The sequence below is a fragment of the Arthrobacter sp. MDB1-55 genome (assembly GCF_059092925.1).
The window spans coordinates 744,618-764,518 of sequence record NZ_JBNHID010000002.1 but is presented as its reverse complement, the minus strand read 5'-3'; the positions used below and the strand labels follow the sequence as shown (position 1 = coordinate 764,518).

Annotated in this window: 15 protein-coding genes; 6 read left to right on the top strand and 9 right to left on the bottom strand. The window is 64.4% G+C overall.

The window, feature by feature from the left end; all coding sequences use genetic code 11:
- Position 1 precedes the first annotated feature (1 nt).
- Positions 2 to 1,009, top strand: coding sequence for an ABC transporter permease (locus AC5RU3_RS10910; RefSeq protein ID WP_493965518.1), 1,008 nt, complete (start codon positions 2 to 4; stop codon positions 1,007 to 1,009).
- Positions 1,006 to 1,929, top strand: a complete 924-nt coding sequence (locus AC5RU3_RS10905) for a carbohydrate ABC transporter permease (RefSeq protein ID WP_309070208.1) — start codon at positions 1,006 to 1,008, stop codon at positions 1,927 to 1,929. Before AC5RU3_RS10910 ends, AC5RU3_RS10905 begins: the two co-directional genes overlap by 4 nt.
- Positions 1,930 to 1,949: 20 nt before the next feature.
- Here the strand turns inward: AC5RU3_RS10905 and AC5RU3_RS10900 are convergent, their stop codons facing one another.
- Positions 1,950 to 2,945, bottom strand: coding sequence for a LacI family DNA-binding transcriptional regulator (locus AC5RU3_RS10900; protein ID WP_493965621.1), 996 nt, complete (start codon positions 2,943 to 2,945; stop codon positions 1,950 to 1,952).
- A gap of 126 nt (positions 2,946 to 3,071) precedes the next feature.
- Here AC5RU3_RS10900 and yicI point away from each other — a divergent pair, with 126 nt between their 5' ends.
- Positions 3,072 to 5,249, top strand: coding sequence for an alpha-xylosidase (gene yicI / locus AC5RU3_RS10895; RefSeq protein WP_493965517.1), 2,178 nt, complete (start codon positions 3,072 to 3,074; stop codon positions 5,247 to 5,249).
- Between the two features lie 15 nt (positions 5,250 to 5,264).
- On the opposite strand, the gene AC5RU3_RS10890 is transcribed toward yicI, so the two are convergent.
- A complete protein-coding gene (locus tag AC5RU3_RS10890; RefSeq protein ID WP_309070210.1) occupies positions 5,265 to 6,956 on the bottom strand; it encodes a thiamine pyrophosphate-binding protein in 1,692 nt (563 codons plus the stop codon).
- Positions 6,957 to 7,083: 127 nt separating this feature from the next.
- Here AC5RU3_RS10890 and AC5RU3_RS10885 point away from each other — a divergent pair, with 127 nt between their 5' ends.
- Positions 7,084 to 7,923 (top strand): alpha/beta fold hydrolase, encoded by an 840-nt coding sequence (locus tag AC5RU3_RS10885; RefSeq protein WP_309124109.1) that lies wholly within the window; start codon positions 7,084 to 7,086, stop codon positions 7,921 to 7,923.
- A 6-nt stretch (positions 7,924 to 7,929) separates the two neighbouring features.
- Here the strand turns inward: AC5RU3_RS10885 and AC5RU3_RS10880 are convergent, their stop codons facing one another.
- The 5 genes from AC5RU3_RS10880 to AC5RU3_RS10860 are packed head-to-tail and all read right to left on the bottom strand — an operon-like array spanning position 7,930 to position 13,821.
- Complete coding sequence (locus tag AC5RU3_RS10880; protein ID WP_493965516.1) at positions 7,930 to 9,918, bottom strand: beta-galactosidase; 1,989 nt, start codon at positions 9,916 to 9,918, stop codon at positions 7,930 to 7,932.
- Between the two features lie 30 nt (positions 9,919 to 9,948).
- Entirely contained in the window at positions 9,949 to 10,590 is a 642-nt protein-coding gene (locus tag AC5RU3_RS10875) for a hypothetical protein (protein ID WP_493965515.1), read from the bottom strand.
- The gene (locus tag AC5RU3_RS10870) at positions 10,587 to 11,501 is read right to left on the bottom strand and encodes a carbohydrate ABC transporter permease (protein WP_309070214.1); all 915 of its coding nucleotides are present in this window, start codon (positions 11,499 to 11,501) and stop codon (positions 10,587 to 10,589) included. Before AC5RU3_RS10870 ends, AC5RU3_RS10875 begins: the two co-directional genes overlap by 4 nt.
- Entirely contained in the window at positions 11,498 to 12,484 is a 987-nt protein-coding gene (locus AC5RU3_RS10865; RefSeq protein ID WP_309070215.1) for a carbohydrate ABC transporter permease, read from the bottom strand. The genes AC5RU3_RS10870 and AC5RU3_RS10865 overlap by 4 nt, the downstream gene beginning before the upstream one ends.
- Before the next feature lie 38 nt (positions 12,485 to 12,522).
- Positions 12,523 to 13,821, bottom strand: a complete 1,299-nt coding sequence (locus AC5RU3_RS10860) for an ABC transporter substrate-binding protein (protein ID WP_309070216.1) — start codon at positions 13,819 to 13,821, stop codon at positions 12,523 to 12,525.
- A gap of 140 nt (positions 13,822 to 13,961) precedes the next feature.
- Between AC5RU3_RS10860 and AC5RU3_RS10855 the strand changes: the two genes are divergently transcribed.
- Together AC5RU3_RS10855 and AC5RU3_RS10850 are read left to right on the top strand one after the other, a co-directional pair.
- Positions 13,962 to 14,996 (top strand): acetylxylan esterase, encoded by a 1,035-nt coding sequence (locus AC5RU3_RS10855; protein ID WP_309124111.1) that lies wholly within the window; start codon positions 13,962 to 13,964, stop codon positions 14,994 to 14,996.
- Between the two features lie 73 nt (positions 14,997 to 15,069).
- Entirely contained in the window at positions 15,070 to 16,140 is a 1,071-nt protein-coding gene (locus AC5RU3_RS10850) for a hypothetical protein (protein WP_309070218.1), read from the top strand.
- Positions 16,141 to 16,247: 107 nt separating this feature from the next.
- On the opposite strand, the gene AC5RU3_RS10845 is transcribed toward AC5RU3_RS10850, so the two are convergent.
- Both AC5RU3_RS10845 and AC5RU3_RS10840 read right to left on the bottom strand, forming a co-directional pair.
- Positions 16,248 to 18,812 (bottom strand): rhamnogalacturonan lyase, encoded by a 2,565-nt coding sequence (locus AC5RU3_RS10845; RefSeq protein WP_493965514.1) that lies wholly within the window; start codon positions 18,810 to 18,812, stop codon positions 16,248 to 16,250.
- 239 nt (positions 18,813 to 19,051) lie between these two features.
- The gene (locus AC5RU3_RS10840) at positions 19,052 to 19,759 is read right to left on the bottom strand and encodes a hypothetical protein (RefSeq protein WP_493965513.1); all 708 of its coding nucleotides are present in this window, start codon (positions 19,757 to 19,759) and stop codon (positions 19,052 to 19,054) included.
- Positions 19,760 to 19,901: the final 142 nt, after the last annotated feature.

Here is a 19,901-nt window from a genome sequence, read left to right as displayed (position 1 = left end):
CATGACCACGACTGACTTCACCCGCCGCGGGCAGCAAGCGCCGGCGAACACGAACGACGACGGCGCCGGCTCGCCTGCCCCGCTGGCGGTCCGCCGAAAGCAAGGACTGCGGGCCCGCTTCCGGCGGGACCGCTCGCTTGTTCTGATGGCGCTTCCCGCCGTCGTCCTTCTGGTGGTTTTCGCCTACGTGCCGCTCCTCGGCAATGTGGTCGCCTTCCAGAGCTACTCGCCCTTCATCGGTATCCCAGCCAGTCCCTGGGTGGGTTTGGAGAATTTCGCACGCGTATTCGGGGATCCGAACTTCTGGAATGCCGTCAGGAACACGCTCGTGATCACCGGGTTCCAGCTGGTGTTCTTCTTCCCCGTGCCGATTGCCCTGGCGCTCCTGCTGAACTCGCTGCTTCGTCCGGCGATGAGGGCAACGATCCAGGCCATCGTCTACCTCCCGCACTTCTTCTCGTGGGTGCTGGTGGTCTCGGTCTTCCAGCAACTGCTGGGCGGCGCAGGGCTGCTGAGCCAGATGCTGCGGGCCAACGGGTGGAACGGCATGGACATCATGACCAACCCCGACACCTTCCTCTTCCTCATCACGTCGCAGGCGGTCTGGAAGGACGCCGGATGGGGCATCATCGTCTTCCTGGCCGCCCTGGCAGCCATCGACCCGGAGCAGTACGAGGCTGCCGCGGTTGACGGCGCCAACCGCTGGCGCAGAATGTGGCACGTCACCCTCCCCGGGCTGCGGTCGGTCATTGTCCTGCTGCTGATCCTTCGCCTCGGCGATGCGCTGACTGTCGGATTTGAGCAGATGATCCTGCAGCGCGACGCCGTGGGCGCCGAAGCCGCCGAGGTGCTGGACACCTTTGTCTACTACACGGGAATCCAGAACGGCGACTGGAGTTACGCGGCTGCCGCCGGACTCATCAAGGGCGTCATTTCGCTCGGTCTCATACTCGCTGCGAATAAAGTGGCGCATCTCTTCGGTGAAAACGGGGTGTATTCCAAGTCATGACAACCATCATCAAGCCAGCCCGGTCCCGCCGGACCGGCACCTCAAGACCCGCCTGGGAAGAAGAACCGGGAATCGCGGCCAAGGCGGGCAAGGGGTTGCTGCTGTTCCTGGTGGTTCTGGCGGTTCTCGGGCCGCTGTACACCATCGTCCTCACCAGCATCTCCTCGCAGGGCACCATCACCCAGGCCGGCGGACTCGTTCTTATCCCGGGAGAGATCTCCTTCGACGCGTACCGCCAGATCCTCAACGGCGGAGTGGTGACGCGCGCTGTGCTGGTGAGCGTCGGCGTCACCGCCGTCGGGACGCTGCTCAGCATGGTGGTGTCGATTCTGTGCGCCTACGGCCTCTCGAGGCCTGGCTCCTTCGCCCATACACCCCTGCTGTTCACCCTGCTCATCACCATGTTCTTCAGTGCCGGAATGATTCCGTCCTACCTCCTGGTATCAGGACTGGGTCTCATCAACTCCTACTGGTCACTGATCCTTCCGAGCGCGGTGTCGGTTTTCAACATCATCATCCTGCGCGGATTCTTCATGGGCATCGACCGGGGCATCCTCGACAGCGCACGGATCGACGGTGCCAGCGAGTGGCGCATCCTTGCCCAGATTGTGCTTCCGATGTCGAAGGCGGTGACGGCCGTCATCGCACTGTTCTACGGCGTCGGCTACTGGAACGCTTTCTTCAACGCGGTGCTCTACATCAATGACAGCGCCAAGAACCCGCTACAGGTGGTCCTGCGCTCCTACGTGCTGCAGGGCGTGTCGGTACCCGGGCAGATTGATGTTGGCCAGGGCGTGGCCCCCTCGCTTGCCCTGCAGATGGCTGTCATCGTGATCGCGATGGTTCCCATCCTCATCGTCTACCCGTTCGTGCAGAAGCACTTCACCAAGGGAGTCATGATCGGTGCGGTGAAGGGATGACGCGGGACACCGGCCCGCGGTCAACGGGCGCTCGTGGTTTCCCGCTGCACCAGCTTGGGAACGATCAGCCGAACCTCCACCGGCTTGTCCGAGTTGAGCCGGTCCATCACCATTTCGACGGCGGCCCTGCCGATGTCGTGCGCGGGAATGGAGACAGCGGTCCACGGCTTCGCTGCGGCGAGCGCCACGTCCTCCGGGGCGATCGCCACCACCGAGATGTCCTCGGGAATCCGCAGGCCCCGCGTGGCCAGGGCCTCGTGCAGGAGCGGCAACAGCCCCTCGTTGTGCACTACGAGCGAGGTGACCGGAGTGCGGCCGTCGTTGTTGATCAGCGCGTCGAGCGCTTCGGCGAGAGCCGGGACGGTGGCCTCGCAGGCGCGCAGCACAGAGGCTACTCCGGCGGCCTCGCACGCCTCAGAGAATCCTTTCCGGGCTCGGTCGGCGTAGGTCGCGTGACGCTCAAGGGAAGCCTGCGGGGAACCGATGAAGCCGATACTGCGGTGGTTCAGCTCGACGAGGTGGCGCACCGCGGTACGGGATGCTCCCGCGAAGTCGAAGTCAACACAGCTGAGCCCCTGCGGGTCATCGGGCAACCCGATCAAAACTGCGGGCTTCCGCAGTTTGGCGAGGAGCGGAATGCGGGGATCGCGTGCCTCGATGTCCATCATGAGGAGCCCGTCCACCATCGACTGGGACGTAACCCGCTCAAGACCACCGGCGTCGTCCTGCGTCAGGAGAAGGACGTCCTGGTTGTAGGTGCGCGCAGTGGTGACCACCGCTGCCACGAACTGCATGACGACGCTGACGTTCACGTCCGCGCGAAGCGGCGCCATCAGGCCGAGCACGTTCGAACGATTGGAGGCGAGCGCTCGGGCCCCCGAGTGCGGGCTGTAGTTGAGCTTCCGGATGGCATCCTGGACGGCCAGCCGGGTCTCCTCGGAGATGGTTCGCTTACCGCTCAGCACATAGGAAACGGTGCTCAGCGAGACGCCCGCTTCCCGAGCGACATCATTCATGGTGGCCACGTTTCCCATCCTAGCTTCGACGGTCTTCGATCCATAGCAGCGCGGAGGATCGGCTCGAAGACCCGAAGCGCTTCGACTGCCCTGCACTCTTGCCCGCACGAAACGTAAAGGAACAGCATGAAATTCACTGACGGGTACTGGATGTACCGTAAAGGGCTGACTGCCCTCCACCCGCGCGCCATTGCCGACGTCGTTTCCACCGATTCCGGCCTGGAGGTCTACGCCCCCACCCGGCCGATCAACGCCCGTGGAGACGCGTTGAACTGCCCCCAGCTGACGGTCTCCTTCAGCTCTCCCCTCGAGGGTGTCATCGGAGTGACCATCGAGCATTTCCAGGGCGCGCTGGATCCCGGTCCCCGGTTCGAACTGCAGGAGGCGCATCCCGCCGTCGACGTGTCCATCGGTGAGACCCACGCGACCCTGACGTCGGGTGCGCTCACCGCGTCGGTCAGCCTCAGCGGTGACTGGGGAGTCGACTTCACCGGCGACGGAAAGCCGCTCACCAGTTCTGTCCCTCGCAGCGTCGGGTTCATTACCGACGACGCCGGACGCTTCTTTGTGCACGAACAGCTCACCCTCGGTGTGGGCACCAACGTGTACGGCCTGGGCGAGCGGTTCGGTGCCTTCGTGAAGAACGGCCAGTCGATTGACGTCTGGAACGAGGATGGCGGAACGTCCAGCGATCTGGCCTACAAGAACGTCCCGTTCTTCCTCACCAACTCCGGCTATGGCGTGTTCGTGAATCACCCCGAGCGGGTATCGTTCGAAATCGGCTCCGAGGTGGTCTCCCGTGCACAGTTCAGCGTCGAGGGGCAGAAGCTTCAGTACTTCGTGATCTACGGCCCCTCGCCGAAGGAGATCCTCCGGCGGTACACGGAACTGACGGGCCGCCCCGCTCGAATTCCTGCCTGGTCCTATGGCCTGTGGCTTTCCACCTCATTCACCACGGACTATGACGAGAAGACGGTCATGTCCTTCATCGACGGCATGGCCGAGCGGAACCTACCCCTCTCTGTCTTCCACTTCGACTGCCACTGGATGCGGGCATTCCACTGGAGCGACTTCATCTGGGACCCGGAGACTTTCCCGGACCCGGAGGGTATGCTCCAGCGCCTGCACGAACGCGGCCTCAAGGTCTGCGTGTGGATCAACCCGTACATTGCCCAGCGCTCCCACCTGTTCCGGGAGGGGCAGGAACTCGGTTACCTCGTGCGCAAGGCAGACGGGTCAGTGTGGCAATGGGATCTCTGGCAGGCCGGAATGGCTCTGGTCGACTTCACCAATCCCGACGCTGTCCTCTGGTATCAGGACAAGCTGCGCGCATTGCTCGGGCAGGGAGTTGACTCCTTCAAGACCGACTTCGGCGAGCGCATCCCCACGGACGTCGTCTGGCATGACGGCTCGGACCCGCAGCGCATGCACAACTACTACACCCAGCTCTACAACGAGGCCGTGTTCCAGCTCCTCGAGAAGGAGCTCGGCGTCGGTGAAGCGGTCCTGTTCGCGCGGTCCGCGACTACCGGCGGCCAGAAGCTCCCCGTGCACTGGGGCGGAGATTGCGAGTCCACCTTCGCTGCCATGTCGGAGTCCCTCCGCGGCGGTCTGTCGCTCGCCTCGTCGGGCTTCGCCTTCTGGAGCCACGACATCGGAGGGTTCGAAGGCACACCGGAACCGGAGATGTTCAAGCGGTGGATCGCCTTCGGGCTGCTGTCATCCCACTCGCGGCTGCACGGCTCAAACTCCTACCGGGTCCCGTGGCTGGTCGATGAAGAGTCCGTGGACGTACTGCGCCACTTCACCGAACTGAAAATGCGCCTCATGCCCTACCTTGCCGGCGCGGCCGAGGAGGCTTACTCCTCAGGCACCCCGCTCATGCGGCCGATGTTCCTCGAATTCCCGGACGACCCGGGGTGCGCCCACCTCGACCGGCAGTACATGCTCGGAAGCAGCCTCCTGGTTGCGCCGGTGCTGGAGGCCGGTGGAAAGCACTCCTTCTACGTCCCCGAGGGAGAGTGGACGCACCTTGAATCAGGTGAAACCTTCGAGGGGCCGCGGTGGCACAGCCGTCCCTTCTCGGTGATGGAGGCGCCGGTCTTTGTTCGGCCGGGAACGGTGCTGCCGGTGGGCACCGTCTCGAATCGGCCCGACTACAACTGGGCCACCGACGTCGAGTTCAGGGCGTTCGCCGCGGAGGGACACCGGTCGGTCCTGGCTATCCCCTCGCCCGACGGCTCGTTGATCTCCTATGACGTGACAGTCGCGGACGGGAAGGTGAGCGCCGTCGTCGTCCGTTGATCTCCCTGATCGGCACTATTTCCTGATCGCCACCGACTCCGCCATGAACTCGGCAACCACCTGCTGGGAGATCGCGACGTCGAGGACGAACACGCCGTCGTCGTGGGTCGCCAGCCAGTCGGCGAGTGTGGAAAGGTCCGCGAGCGAGTGCGCCTTGATGCCTTCAGCACCGAGTGCCCGCCCGACGGCGGCGAAGTCCACTTCATCGATGAGCATCGCCTGGTTGTGGAGCCCCTTGGCCGCGTATTGATGGAGTTCAGCGCCGTAGGCGGAGTCGTTCAGCACGATCAGGACGCCCCTCCGGGTGGCGCGGAGGAAGGTCTCGAAGTCAGCCAGCCCCATCAGGCCGCCGCCGTCGCCGCTGACCAGGACGGTGGTGCGCTCCGGTCGGGCGACCGAGACGCCGGCGGCGGACCCGAAGCCCATGCCGATGGACTGGAAGGCCGTGCCCACCAGGATCATGGCGTGCGGATCGGGCACCGAGAGGTACATCGGGGCCCAGCCGATGAAGTGTCCGCCGTCCATGACTACGGACCGCTCACGGGGAAGTATGTGCTCGAGCGCCGCGACCACCGCGCGGGGGTTGAGCCTGCCGTCCGGTGCGAACTCGACCGGGTCTTCGATTGGTGCGGATGAGCGGAACTCCTCCCCCGCGACTTCCGGGATGCTTTCACGCCAGGTGCTCTCTGCAGGCTGCACGAGCTGCAGCAGGGCTTCGGCGAACGGGCGGATGTCGGACCGGATGTAGTCCACGACGATCGGATGGCGCTCGTCCGGTTCGTTGTCCACGCGGATGATCCGCGTCTCCGGTGGGAAGAGCGTTCCGTAGCGCGTCTGGAAAATGTTCATGCTGGCACCGACCACCAGCACGACGTCGGCCTGCCGCGCCACCTCGAGGCGGTGGCGGCGGGTGAAGCCGCCCGCGACGCCCAGATCCCATTCGCTTTCGAACGCGTTGATCGCCATCACGGAGGTCATGAACAGCGCACCCAACCGGTCGCCGATGTCCCGCAGCGGGGCAGCGGCACCGGCGAGGACCACGCCGCGGCCGGCAATCACGACGGGCCGCTTCGCTGAGGCGAGGAGTGCGGCCACCCGCTCCAGGTCGGCTTCCTGCGGGGGCCATGCTGCCTTGGCGGGTAACGGCTCCAGCGGCTCGGCATCGGTGAGCGGTTCGGTGGCAAGGTCGTATGGGATGGCGACGATCACGGGCTGCACCGTCTGCAGCGCCAGGTCGAAGGCCCGGTGCGTGATCGCTGCGGCATTGCCCGGATGAGCTACGAGCGTAGTCACTCCGACCGCCTCAGCAGCTTTGGGCTGGTCAATGTCGAAGTTCCGGAAGCCACCGGCAGGCGCATCCCCGACAACCAGCACCAGTGGAATCCGGGCGATGCGCGCCTCAGCGAGGGTGGTATAGGCGTTGGTGAAACCCGCACCGTAAGTGGTGGTAGCTGCGGCTACCCCGCCGGTCGCCCGGTGATAGGCGTCCGCCATGGCGACGGTCGCGGATTCATGACGGGCTGAGGTAAATGGGAAGCCGCTCCGTGTGAGCCTGCTGATGAAGTGGGCGTTGCCGTTGCCCATCAGCCCGAAGAGATGGCCTGCCCGCTCCGCGACGGCGTCAGCAACGGCCGCCGATACATGGCCTTCGTCCGGAAGCTTTTGCGCCCCGGCCGTGGGTGGAACGTGCGTACTCGCGCTCGTCATAGTCCTCTGCACTCCTTCGTGTCGTCGTGAATAGGGTATGTGATTCACGGTGCACCGATGACTTCGCCGGCTTGCCCGCGTCTATAAGGCAAACCACAACGGTTGGACGAAGGAAAGGAAGATTTCGATGAACGGCACCTCAGCACCCGTTACCGGCTACGCCCCCGTCAACGGGCTGGACATGTACTACGAGATCCACGGTGGAGGAGGCGATGTTCCGCTTCTCCTCCTCCACGGCGGACTGTTCAACATCGACCTGCAGTTCGGTCAGCTCATCCCTGATCTGGCGAAGACACGCAAAGTCATTGCCGTCGACTTCCAGGCACACGGACGGACAGGCGATATCGACCGTCCGCTGACCAGCGCGGGTCTGGCGTCCGACGTCGTCGGGCTCCTCCGCCATCTGGGCATTCCGCAGGCGGATGTTTTCGGTTACAGCGTGGGCGGTGCAGTGACCATTCAGCTTGCCGTCGAGTACCCCGAGGTTGTTCGCAGGATCGTGACCTCCTCGGTGTCGTTCGACCCGAGCGGTGACAGGTCGGAGAACCAGGGCGCTATGGAGGAGATGACCGTGGACATGATCGCGGGCACGCCGATGGAAGCGGACTACCTCGCGAAGTCACCGAATCCTGACAGGTTGCAGGACCTGTTGAACAAGCTGGTGCGCTTCGACGACGGCGCCTCCGGTTGGAGCGAGGACCAGATCAAGGCCATCGAAGCACCAACCCTCATCACGGTCGGTGACTGCGACATGGTGCGCCTCGAGCACGCTGTACGGTTCCTTCAACTGCGCGGCGGTGATGTGAACGGCGACTTCGAGGGCGTACCTGCCTCCCAGCTCGCCGTGCTTCCCGGCACCACGCACTTCTTTGGTCTCAGCCGTCCGTCGCTGGTGCTTGAGCTGGTAGTCCCGTTCCTCGATGCGCCGATGCCCGGAACGGAACCGTCGACGCCGTTGATGTCCTGAGGACGGCTAGCTCCGGCGCACGAGCGCATACCCGAACGGCTCAAGGTGGACTTTGTCCACGGAGTCACCGTCCACGGAGTCACCGCCCAGCAGGTCAGTTCCTGACACCTCGATGGCGACGGCGTCGGCACCGTGGTTGATGAGCGTTACCACGTCACCGCGCTGAGCAACCTCCACCAGCTCGGGCAGTCCCTCAAGTACGGGCACGACGCCGGCACCTGCGAACACGTGAGCGCTCACCTGGCGTGCGCCGTCGTCGTCGGGCACCGTTGCGAGGTAATAGGCGCGCCCGGCGCCGGCCGTGCGGCCGGTGAAGGCGGGCAGTCCCTCGGTCCGGCCGCCGCTGAAGCTGCCAAGCACCTCCGCGTCGACGGCGGCGATCTCCTCGGCGAGATACAGTCCGTCGAAGGAATCGGAGCCAAGGGAAACCGGCGCGGTCTGCTGGCCGGGCGAGGTGGAAGAAGGCGGCACAAGCGCGCCGAACTCCTCGAGCGTCACGCCGAGCAGCGGTCCGAGCTGGGTCAGGTAGCCGCCCTCGCGGAACCGGTCATACTCGTCCACAACGTCGCTGAACGCGGTCACCAGCAGGTGCCCGCCGTCCGTAACGAACCGGGTGAGGTTCGCGGCGCCGTCGGACGTCAGCAGGTAGAGCTGCGGCGCGACGACCACGGAGTACTGGGCCAGATCCGACGTCGGCTGCACGAAGTCGACCTGCACGTGCTGGCGGTGGATGGCGTTGTACCAGCGCTGGACGCATTCGACGTAGTCCAGGACAACCGGGTGATCGGGGTTCTCGATGGCCCACCAGTTCTCCCAGTCGAAGACGATGGCGACGCGGGCGTCCCGCGAGCCGGCAGGAAGCGTCGGCAGGGAGGCGAGTTCCTGTCCCAACTGGACAACCTCGCGCCACGTACGGGTCGATGTGCCGGCATGCGGGAGCATCGCGGAGTGGAACTTCTCGGAGCCTGCGCGGGACTGTCGCCACTGGAAAAACAGGATCCCGTCGGCGCCGCGCCCGACGCACTGCATGCTGAGGGCCTGCATCTGGCCCGGCGCCTTCGGTGCGTTGGTGGGCCGCCAGTTCAGCGCGTTCGTGGACTGCTCCATCAGCAGCCACGGCTTTTCCGGCTTCAGCGAGCGGATGAGGTCGCGCTGGAACGCCCCGGCGCGGAAGCTCTCGGCCTCGTTCGGATCGGGGTAGCAGTCATCGGAAATGACATCCATCTCCGCGGCCCACTCCCAGTAATTCGCGGGCTTGAACGCACCCATGAAGTTGGTGGTGACCGGCTGGGTGGCTCCGGCGGCGCGGATGATGTCCCGCTCCATCCGATAGCACTCGAGCAGCATGTCGGAGGTGAATCGGCGGAAGTCGAGCAACTGCCCGGGATTGTGGCTGTAGGGCGCCTTGCGCGGGGGGAAGATGTGGTCGAATGACTCGTAGTGCTGGGCCCAGAACCAGGTGCCCCAGGCAACGTTCAACTCTTCGAGCGTGCCGTACTTGCGCTTCAGCCAGCCGCGAAAAGCATCACGGGCCGAGTCGGAGTAGTCCAGGTTCAGGTGACACCCGTACTCGTTGTTCACATGCCACAGGACCACTGCGGGGTGGTCCTTGTACCGCTCGGCCAGTCGCTGCACGAGTGCGGAGGCAAGCCTCCGGTACGACGGCGACGACGGCGCGTAGTGCTGGCGGCTGCCATGCCAGTACGGTGCGCCGTTTTCATCTGCGGCCTGGATGTCGGGATAGGCGACGGTCATCCACGGCGGTGGTGACGCCGTCGCGGTTGCGAGGTCGACGGCGATTCCGGCCTCGTGCAGCATGCCGATGATGCGGTCAAGCCACTCGAAGTCGTAGACGTCCTCCGAGGGCTGGATCCGCGACCACGCGAAGATGCCGAGGCTCACCATCGTGACCCCGGCCTCGCGCATCCGCTCGACGTCTTCCGGCCAGACCGATTCGGGCCACTGCTCAGGGTTGTAGTCGCCGCCGTAGTGCACGGTTGATATTCCTTTCGATGTGGGAAAGTTCTAGCGCCGGGTGACGTTCTTGCGCTCGCGTTCCTTCACAACGAGCACGGCAAAAACCAGACAGCCCATTCCGGGCACAATCAGCGGCGGCAACTGCCAGGTCACGACGACGGTCAGCGCCAGCGCGACAAGCAGAGGCAGGATCGCTCCGGCGTCGGAAACGAAGGCCTGAACACCGTCACGCACAGCCTGCCGCCAGCCCTTCTCGAGACTCCAGCGGACAGCCGACTGCAGCAGCGTGACCGCAAGTGCTGCCAGACCAAACAATCCGACGGCGAACACCGCCTGCCAGCCGGGCAGCACCTGGGTAACGGCGAGGAGCAGGTTGAAAAGTAGGACTGCGGCGAGCGCCACCGCTCCCACGCCCACGATCCAGCCGGTTCGCAGGGCGGACAGGTAGTCCTGCCACCACTGTCCGACGGTGGACCGTTCCGCCAGCAGGTAGCGGTGCAGGTGCCGGGTGGAGGCCGCAACCGCGGCCGGGAGTGTGATCAGCAGGAGTCCGCCGACCACGGTCAGTACACCCATCCACAGCACTTCCGCGAACAGCGCGAACTTCCCCTCGGCACCCGGCCACTTGAGCTGGGTGCCGTCGGGAAGGGGGCGCCTTTGGCGCCTTTCGCGCTGTCCGCGGGGTGTCATCCCTTCAGACCCTGGGTGGCGACTCCGTCGACGAGGAACCGCTGGAAGATCACGAAGAACAGCATCACAGGCAACAGGGCGAGGACCGAGATTGCCACGGTGGCCCCGTAGTCGGAGGCGCTGGACTGGTCATTGAAGACTCGCAGGGCCAACGGCAGCGGGTAGTTCTCGGGCGAGTTCAGGTAGAGCAGAGGCCCGAGGAAGTCGTTCCAGCTCCAGATGAACGCGAAGATCGAGGAGGTGATGAGCGCCGGCTTGATGAGCGGGAGGGTGATCGACCAGAAGATCCGCCAGTGACCACAGCCATCGATGCGGGCAGCTTCGTCGAGTTCCTTCGGCAGGTTACGGATGAACTGGACCATCAGGAAGACGAAGAACGCCTCGGTTGCCAGGAACTTGCCGACCAGCAGGGGGAAGAACGTGTCAACCATGCCCAGGTTCCGGAAGATCATGTACTGCGGGATGATCAGCACGTGGAACGGCAGCAGCAGTGTTCCGATCATCATCGCGAAGAACAGCGGACGGCCCTTGAAATCAAGACGGGCGAAGGCGTAGGCCGCCATCGATGAGGAGATGACCGTACCGATCACCGCGCCGATACCGAGGATGGTCGAGTTCCAGAAGAACTTCCAGGTGGGAATGCCTGCCACGCCCTCCATGACCTTCACGAAATTGTCGAAGGTGGGGTTCTCGGGCAGAAGGCTCTGGTTCGAGCCGAACTCGGCGTTCGGCTTGAAGGATGCCGAAATCATCCACAGGAGCGGATACAGCACGACGGCGGTAAGCAGGACGATCCCGACGATCCACGCTACTGTCGCTGCAGTCTTGCGGGGGGTCTGAGGGCGCTTCCGGACCGGACGGACCGGGGAACCAACGGAGTTAGTCGCTGATTCGATATTTGCAGTGGTCACTTTGTGTCACCTCCGTAGTGCACCCAGCTCTTGGAGGTGCGGAAAAGAATGAACGCGAGAATGCCGACGGCAATCAAGAGAACCCAGGCCATCGCGGCGGCGTAGCCCATCTGGTTGTTCGTGAAGGCGCGGGTGTAGAGGTAGACGGTGTAGAAGTTCGTCGCACCCGCCGGTCCGCCGCTGCCCGAGCCGATGATGTAGGCGGAGGCAAAGATCTGGAAGGCGTTGATCATCTCAAGCAGCAGGTTGAAGAAGATGACGGGAGAGAGCATCGGCAGGGTGACGCTCAGGAACTTGCGCCAGGCCTTTGCACCGTCCACGGATGCTGCTTCGTAAAGCTCTCCCGGAATCTGCTTCAGGCCGGCCAGGAAGATGACCATGGGGGCACCGAACTGCCACACGGCCAGGAGGATCATCATCGGCATGACCAGGGCCGGTACTCCGACCCAGCCGCCGAGGTTGATGCCGAACAGGTTCAGGCCGTTGTCGATCGGACCATTCGTGGAAAACATTGCCCGCCAGACGATCGCAATGCTTACCGATGCTCCAATCAGGCTTGGTGCGTAGAACGCCGACCGGAAGAAGCCGGTGCCCTTCGACTTGAAGTTCAGCAGCATCGCGACGCCAAGCGCCGCGGCCAGCTTGATCGGCGTGCCGACCAGCACGTAGATCAGGGTGATCTGGACAGAACCCCAGAAAACGGTGTCGCCTGCCATCCGTTCGAAGTTGCCCAGCCCGGTCCATTTCGGAGCGGTGAAAAGGTTGTAGTCCGTGAAGGCGAGGTAGAGCGAGAAGAGCATGGGGCCCAGGGTGAGGGCGAAGAGCCCGATCAGCCAGGGGGTGAGGAAAAGGTAGCCGGCGAGATTGTCCTTGCCGCCCTTGCGTTTGGGCTGACCACCCGTCCGGCGGTTGCCCGCCGGACGGGTGCCGGGTTCGGCGGTAGTGCGGGTGTTTACTGGCGCGTGCGCCGATCCCGTTGTCATGAACTGCTCCTAATAGCGGCGATAGCTAAGGTCGGTGTTCAGCCGGCGAGGGTTACCGCGGCCTCGTCGAAGAACTGCTGGGCAGCATCTTCAGGCGAGATTGAACCCAGGCCGATTGAGGTACCGAGGGTGAGGAAGGTGTTTTCCAGTGCGCCGTAGCCTACGACGGGCGCTGCCGGAGGCTCACCGATGCGGTCAGCGACCGAATCCAGGTACTCCTTGACTTCAAGCTCAGGACCTTCGAGTGCCGCGCCTTCGAGTGCGGTTTCGGATGCGGGAACGCCCAGCGATGCTCCGAAGATCTTGCCGACCTCGGGGCTGTTGATCAGGAACTCGACGAACGCCACAGCAGCTTCAGGGTGCTCGGTGCCGGCTGATACAGCGTGCAGCATGGAGGGCTTCTGGTAGAGGTCCTTCACCGAGGGGTCGTTCGTGGGAGGAGCAACGATGTTCAGGTCCTCAGCACCGGTGTCACCGAGGTAGCCGCCCATGAAGTTGGACCAGGTCATCTCGCTTGCGGTGAGGTTGGAGCCGAACCCGGACTTGGGCAGCAGTTCCTCAAGGGTGCGCGCTGGGATGACGGTCTCGTTTTCGCGAAGATCCGCGGTGCTGCTCCAGAATTCAGCAAGCTCTTCCTGGGTGAAGTTCAGCTGGCCGTCCTCGGTGAAGAGCTCGCGGCCCTCCTGGCGGAGCTGCAGCTCGAAGTTCTGGATACGGCCGGTGTAGTCGGTTCCGCCGAAGACTTCATCGCTGGCGTCACTCACGCTGGCCATGTACTCCTCGTATTCCTCCCACGAGGTTCCGCCTTCGTAGCCTTCAACACCTGCCTGCTCGATGAGCGCAGGGTTCTCGAACAGCGACCAGGCGTTGTAGCCGGTGGGCACACCGAGGGTCTGGTCCTCGAGCTTGCCCGTAGCCAGCAGGGTGTCGTCGATGGTGTCGGTGGTCAGGCCGTTGCCGACATAGTCGTTGAGATCCAGCAGCAGGCCGTTCTGGCCGTACTGGCGCAGGTAGCTGTAGTCGAACTGCATGACGTCCGGCAGTCCGCCGCCCGCGGCTTCGGTCTGGCGCTTCTCCCAGTAGGCGGGGAAGTCCATGAAGGTTCCGTTGACGTCGATGTTCGGGTTCTCTTCCTCGAACAGGGCGATCGCCTCGTTGTAGCGCTCAGCGCGGTCTTCGTTGCCCCACCAGGTGAAGTTGAGGGTGACTTCCTCGTTCGGGTCTGGGGTGCCGCCGGCTTCGCCGCCGCCATTGCCGCCACAGGCGGTCAGCATGAGAGCTGCCGCGACCGTGACCGCTACGCCGGAACCGGCGCGTCGTGAGAATTTGTTGAACATCTTTGTCCTCCTGGGGAACGGCTCAGATATGAGGTGAAGCTCTTTGGTTCCGCTGCTACAGTGGTGTGCATCACGGAAAGCGCTCTCCAATGAGAGTAAATTGAATCGTCTCAACACGCAAGGCCTATCTCTAGAATAATGTGATCCGTGATACTTCCGAGACCAAAGAAGCGAAGGATTTCCTGAAGATGCCGCAGTTTGACCTCCCCCTCCGCGAGCTCGAACAATACGCGCCGGAGCGGGCTGAGCCCACTGATTTCGATGCCTTCTGGGAAAAGACGCTTGCCGAGGCGGCGTCGTTCTCGCTTGACGCCCGCTTCGAGGAGGTGGAGGCAGGTTATACCGAGCTCGTTACTGAAGACGTCACTTTCGCGGGATACGGAGGGCACCCGATCAAGGGGTGGATGCTGCGGCCCCGGTCTGCGTCCGGCCCGCTGCCCACCGTCGTCACGTACATCGGTTATGGCGGCGGCAGGAGTCTTGTCGGTGAGTGGACAGCCATCCCCAGCACCGGCGTCGCACACTTTGTCATGGATCTGCGTGGCCAGGGGGCCGGACACAAAAGCGGAGACACCCCGGACCAGGGAGTGAGCGGACCGCACTTCGGAGGGCACCTCACGCTCGGAATCGATTCACCCGAGACCTACTACTACAGGCGCCTGTTCACCGACGCCGTGCGCGCTGTAGAGGCTGCGCAGGCTCATCCGTTCGTGGATCCCGCGCGTGTGGTCATTTCCGGGGGAAGCCAGGGCGGGGCGATTGCGCTCGCATCCGCAGCCCTCACCCCAACCGTCCTGCAACAGGCCCCGCTGGCCGCAATTGTGGACGTTCCGTTCCTCTCGCATATCCGGCGCGCGACCGAGATTGTGGACACGGCACCCTACGGCGAGTTGGTGCGCTACCTCGGTGTACAGCGGGGTCGGGAAGAGGAAATCTTCAACACTCTCGGCTACTTCGACGGCGTGAACTTCGCAGCCCGCGCCACCATGCCGGCGCTCTTCTCCGTGGGTCTGCTCGATGACGTTTGCCCGCCTTCCTGCGTCTACGCCGCCTACAACCACTACGCAGGCGAGAAATCGATGAACGTCTACCCCTACAACGGACACGAAAACGGCGGAGCGGTCCAGCTCGCCGAGCACATCCGGTTCCAACGGGAGATCTTCGCCTCGGCCTGAGCCCCGGACGGTCGGTTGCGCGCCGCGGCCCGGTGATTTCCGTCGGCGGCACCGGTCCGGCGATCATTGAGCGGTGCCCGATACTTCTCCGCCGCAGACCGCCACCGTGACCGAAGTGCCCGAACTGAGGTTCGGCGTCGTCGTCCCTCCGTCGCTCGATCCGGCAACCATGCAGGAGCTGCGTGCATCCCTGCCCGTGCTGCTCACCGAGTCGTATCCGGGAGTCGGATGGCGCGTGGACCTTGCAGTCGAGACCCTCGACGGCCACGCGCCGTCGGAGCTGTTGGAAACCGCGCGGGATCGGCTGCTGGATGAGGACTGGGACCTCGCCGTCGTTGTCAGCGATCTGGCGTTGCGCAGCGGGCGGAAGCCCGTGCTCACACAGATCAGCCCCGTTCACAGGGTGGGCCTGGTGGCTCTGCCCGCGCTGCGGGCGGTGGGACGCAAGGAAAGCATTACGACGGCAGTCAGCCGCCTGGTCGGCCCTCTGGCGGGATGGGACGACGACGACGAACCCGTTGACCGCGCGCGCCGCGCGCACGAGATGGCCGACGACCTGCCCGACCTCGCCGATGAGAACCCTCTTCAGTTCACCGGCCGGGTGCTCGCGGGAAATGCCCGCGTACTGCTGGGCCTCATCCTCGCGAACCGGCCGTGGCGGCTCGCCGTCACGCTCTCCCGTGCGCTGACCGCGGCGGCGGCCGCCGGCGTCGTCACCCTCGCGACCAGTGACCTCTGGCTGCTCGCAACCGCCTACGGGCCGTGGCGGTTGGTCCTCCTGACCCTGCTTGCGGTGGGAGCCGTCACGCTGACGCTCATGATCGGTGCGGACCTGTGGGAGCGCCCACGGCGGCGGGTCGAGCGGGAACAGGTTGCTCTGTTCAACCTCGCGACGACGGCAACCGTGGTGATCGGTGTCGTCACCTTCTTTGCGGCGCTCTTCGTCCTGTCCTTCCTGGCAGCGGTGCTGCTGGTCGACGCGGGGGTGTTTGCCGCCGTCGTCGGTGAATCCGTTGGCCTCGCGGAGTATGCGCAGCTCAGCCTGCTGACCGCCGCGTTGGCGACCGTGGGCGGTGCGCTCGGCGCGGGGCTGGAGAACGACGACGTCGTCCGTGCCGCGGCCTTCACCCGAAACGACGTCTAGCTCCTCGCCGCCGTCCTGCCGGGAAGCGAACAAGAGCAATCCGGACAGGATGGCGCTGACTCGCACCTTCCTGTCCGGATTGCTCTTTTATCCGTAGGGGCCAAACGCTACCGGACCATAGTGAGGACCGTCTGCGCTCCGTTGTCCAGAATTCCCCGGGCGGCATCGGATACGACGTCCGGCTTCTTGCCCTGGTTGAGCGCCTTCACGAACCGGTCCATCGCCTTGCCGACGTTGGTGATGTTGCCCTGCTCAACGCCCTCCTGCGCCTGGGCCAGCGAGGTTTCCAGCTGCTTGGCTACCGGTCCCGATACATCGCCGCTGGCGATCAGGGATTCGAGCGTGGCCTGCAGGTATCCGATGAGCCCCGGAGTCCAGGCATCTGGCACCGGAACATCTGCGAAGTCCATGTCCGAGGCAAAGTAGTAGCTCGTGTAGGACGGCTGGTTGTAGGAGGTGTTCTGGCGGGCCACCTCAGCGCGGTACTGCGGGTCATGCATCAGCGTGGTCAGCTTGTGGTCCGTGACCTCCGTGCTGAGGTACACGCGGATCGCGGAGCTGTCTGCGGTACGAAGGAACAGCTCTTCCCGCCAGTCACCGAAGGCGTCCGCCACCAGTGCCGGGTTGCCCTTGGTGCCGTTGTTGGTCCGGGTGCCCTCAGCTGTCACGAGGCGGCCGCGGGTCCAGTCGTCGATGGTCGGCGTCCCGTTGCCGGAACCGTTGACGGGCTGCGTGGTCATGTCCGCCGCCCACTTGATGCTCTGGTTGGTGCCCGGGGTGCGGGACTCAACCCGCTCGCCGGTTGCGTTGAGCAGACCGGACCCGTCGCTGCCGCCAGGCATGCTGGCCCACACTTCGATACCCTCGACGTCGGAGCGCACATCACCGATCATGCCGCGGCCGGTGTCGCGGCCGGAGTACGCGCCGAAAAGCACTTCGCCCGTTGCCGCGTCACGCATGGCCGAGCCATAGGGAGCCCAGGCTCCGCCCTCGTGAACGGTCCAGATCTCCAGTCCGGGGCGGTTCGGATCAATGTCGGTGACATGCATTGCGTCGCCGTGGCCAAGGCCTGCTTCCGCACCCGGATTGCCGCTGCCCGACGGCAGGGTGTCGAAGGAGCTGTAGAGGAGCGAGCCGTCGTCGTCGATGGTGGCTGCGCCGTAAACGATTTCGTGCTTGCCGTCGCCGTCCACATCGGCGGCGCTGAGGGAGTGGAAGCCCTGAGTGGTGATGGAACCGAACTCGGGATCAGTGCCCAGGCGTCCATGGGGTCCGTCGTTGAACGGATTGGTCATCGGGGTCCAACCGCTGTCCACGTTCCAGACCTTTGAGAGGTTCTTGCCGTCCCAGTTGTAGGCAACCAGGGTGGAGCGGGTGTAGTAGCCGCGGGCGAAGACGGCCGACGGACGCTGGCCGTCGAGGTAGGCGACACCCGCCAGGAAGCGGTCCACACGGTTGCCCGGCTCGATGCGGCTCATGGCGTAGTCGCCCCACATGAGACCGTCGTCGTGACGTCCCGGCTCGTAGTCCACGGTCTGGAGCTCATCTCCGGTGGCGCCGTCGAACACCGTGAGGTATTCGGGGCCGCTCAGGATGAAGCCCTCGAAAGCGCGGAGGTTGTTGCGGGTGCTCCGTGAGGGTGCGTAGACGTCGATGAAGTAGTCCGCCATCGCGCGGGCATCGGCGTCGGAGAGCGGGTACTCGTACCGCTGCTCGATTCCGAACGCTTCCTCGAGGGTTGCCGGCCAGTTTCCGGCAACCACCTCAGGGTGCTCGTGCCAGCCGGCGAACATGTCGACGACGTGCTCGTAGTAATCGGCCGCGCTCTTCCGGTAGTCATCGGTGTTGCTGTAGCCCGCCGCGACGTCGTCCGCCGGCATGGTGATGTATGCAGGCTCGCCGGCCACGCCGTCCGTGTACCTGGTGACCGTGGTGCCTGGCGCGGTCTTCATCATCATCTCGGTGCGGCCGTCGCCGTCGAAGTCATAGACCATGAACTGCGTGTAGTGCGCGCCGGAACGGATGTTCACGCCGAGGTCGATGCGGTGAAGCAGTGTGCCGTCCATCGCGTACGTATCGATGTAGGTGTTGCCGGTGTAGCCGACCTGTGAGACGTCCTTGGAGTTGTTCGGCTCCCACTTCACGACGTACTCATAGTCGCCGTCACCGTCCGCATCGCCGAGGCTCATGTCACTCGCCGAGTAGGCGTAGCTGTCACCCTTGGGGGTGACACCGTCGGCCGGCTTCTGGAGCGGGATCTCGGTGTACCCCTGCGCCCACGGGCTGACGTCTGCGCTGCGCTGCAGTTCAACCCCACCGACGACGGCGGCAACGGAGTAGGTTGCATCAGCCGGCGCGCCGGTGTCGAGGTAGTTGGTGCTGTCGGTGACTGTGGCGATCTTCTCGCCGTTGCGATAGACGGCGAAGTCGGCGCCCGTCTGACCGGTTTCGTTGGCTCCGGTTACTTCAGTAGCCAGGAGACGCCAGCTGAGGAAGGTTCCCTCGGTCGTGGCGGCCGCGACCAGGCCGCGGTCGAGGTGTTCGAGCTGTACGCCGATCTGGGCGTCGGGGGCGGGAGCAGCTGCGGCGGGAACGCCGCCGCCTCCCGCAATCAGGGCTGCACTGACGGCAAGCGTCGCCGGTATGGGTGTCAAGCGAAAGCGCGGGTTCATCTTTGAATCCTTTCAACGGAAAACGCTTTCTCTAGGCTAGGGGAAGTGCCGGAGACAGGTCAAGGTTTTTCCAAGGTCGAGATGAGTGGCCTCGATGCCGTCGGATGCGGAGGAAGTTCGGTGGTGTCCGCGGCCGCCTACCGCGCCGCGGGGCTATGTTGTCTCAGGCAGTAAAGTCGGCCCCCACGACTCGATCAGCAACAAGCGGGGTTGATGGGGTTTGCTAACTGGCGACTCGTTCAGTGATCGTCCGGCTCCTGGAACTCCAATGGAACAGCATCCGGATCACCATCCGGGGCAAGGAAAAGGTGTACGTGTCCTCCCCCTGACTCAACGGTCAGGGTGTCGAGCTGCGCTGCTCCGGACTGCCAGAGGCGAACCGCCGCATCGCGCCGCTCGATCACAGTCTCGGCATACGATTCGCGCTCCTCATGGGGCGCATTGAGAAGGTGGCCATAATCCGCCACAGCCGACTCGAGCAAGTGGGCGGCACCGAAGAAGGCCTCCCTGGCCACCGTCTGTTCGCTTGTGCCTTCCCCGACAGCGTCCAACGCGGACATCGCACGCTCCAGCTCCAGCTCCCACTCACCGGCCCCGTCGGCGCCTGCGACGTTCGGAGTAGCGTCTTGCTGCGCCGACACAGCGAAGGAGAGCTTCTGCAGGACCTCCCCCATATGCCCATGCGCCACTTCGGCGGCGGAAGCAAGGCTGACGTTGAGCTCTGCCCGTTCCCGCGCCTGCTCAGCAGCCAGTTTCTCAGCGACCGCTTCAATTGAAGCGACCTCAGGGGCCTCCTCTCCGCGCGGATCCCGACCAGCGGCAAGCGCGGTAGCGGCGACAGCGACGAGCACCACGGCAACTGCAGCCATGGCGAGGACCAGTGTTATGCGCCAGCGGCGGGACAAACGGTTCACGATGATCAACACAACCTTTGATGGATCTACCACACGCTCCATTCGCTGCCGACTTTTGACGGCAGTGTGGAGCGTCGCGAAGCAAGCACGTCAGCAGGTATCGGGGTAGGCGACCTGATGGCCGCCAGAGGAAGATCGCCGCACTGGCCCTGACGCAGCGGCCAGTGCGGCGACC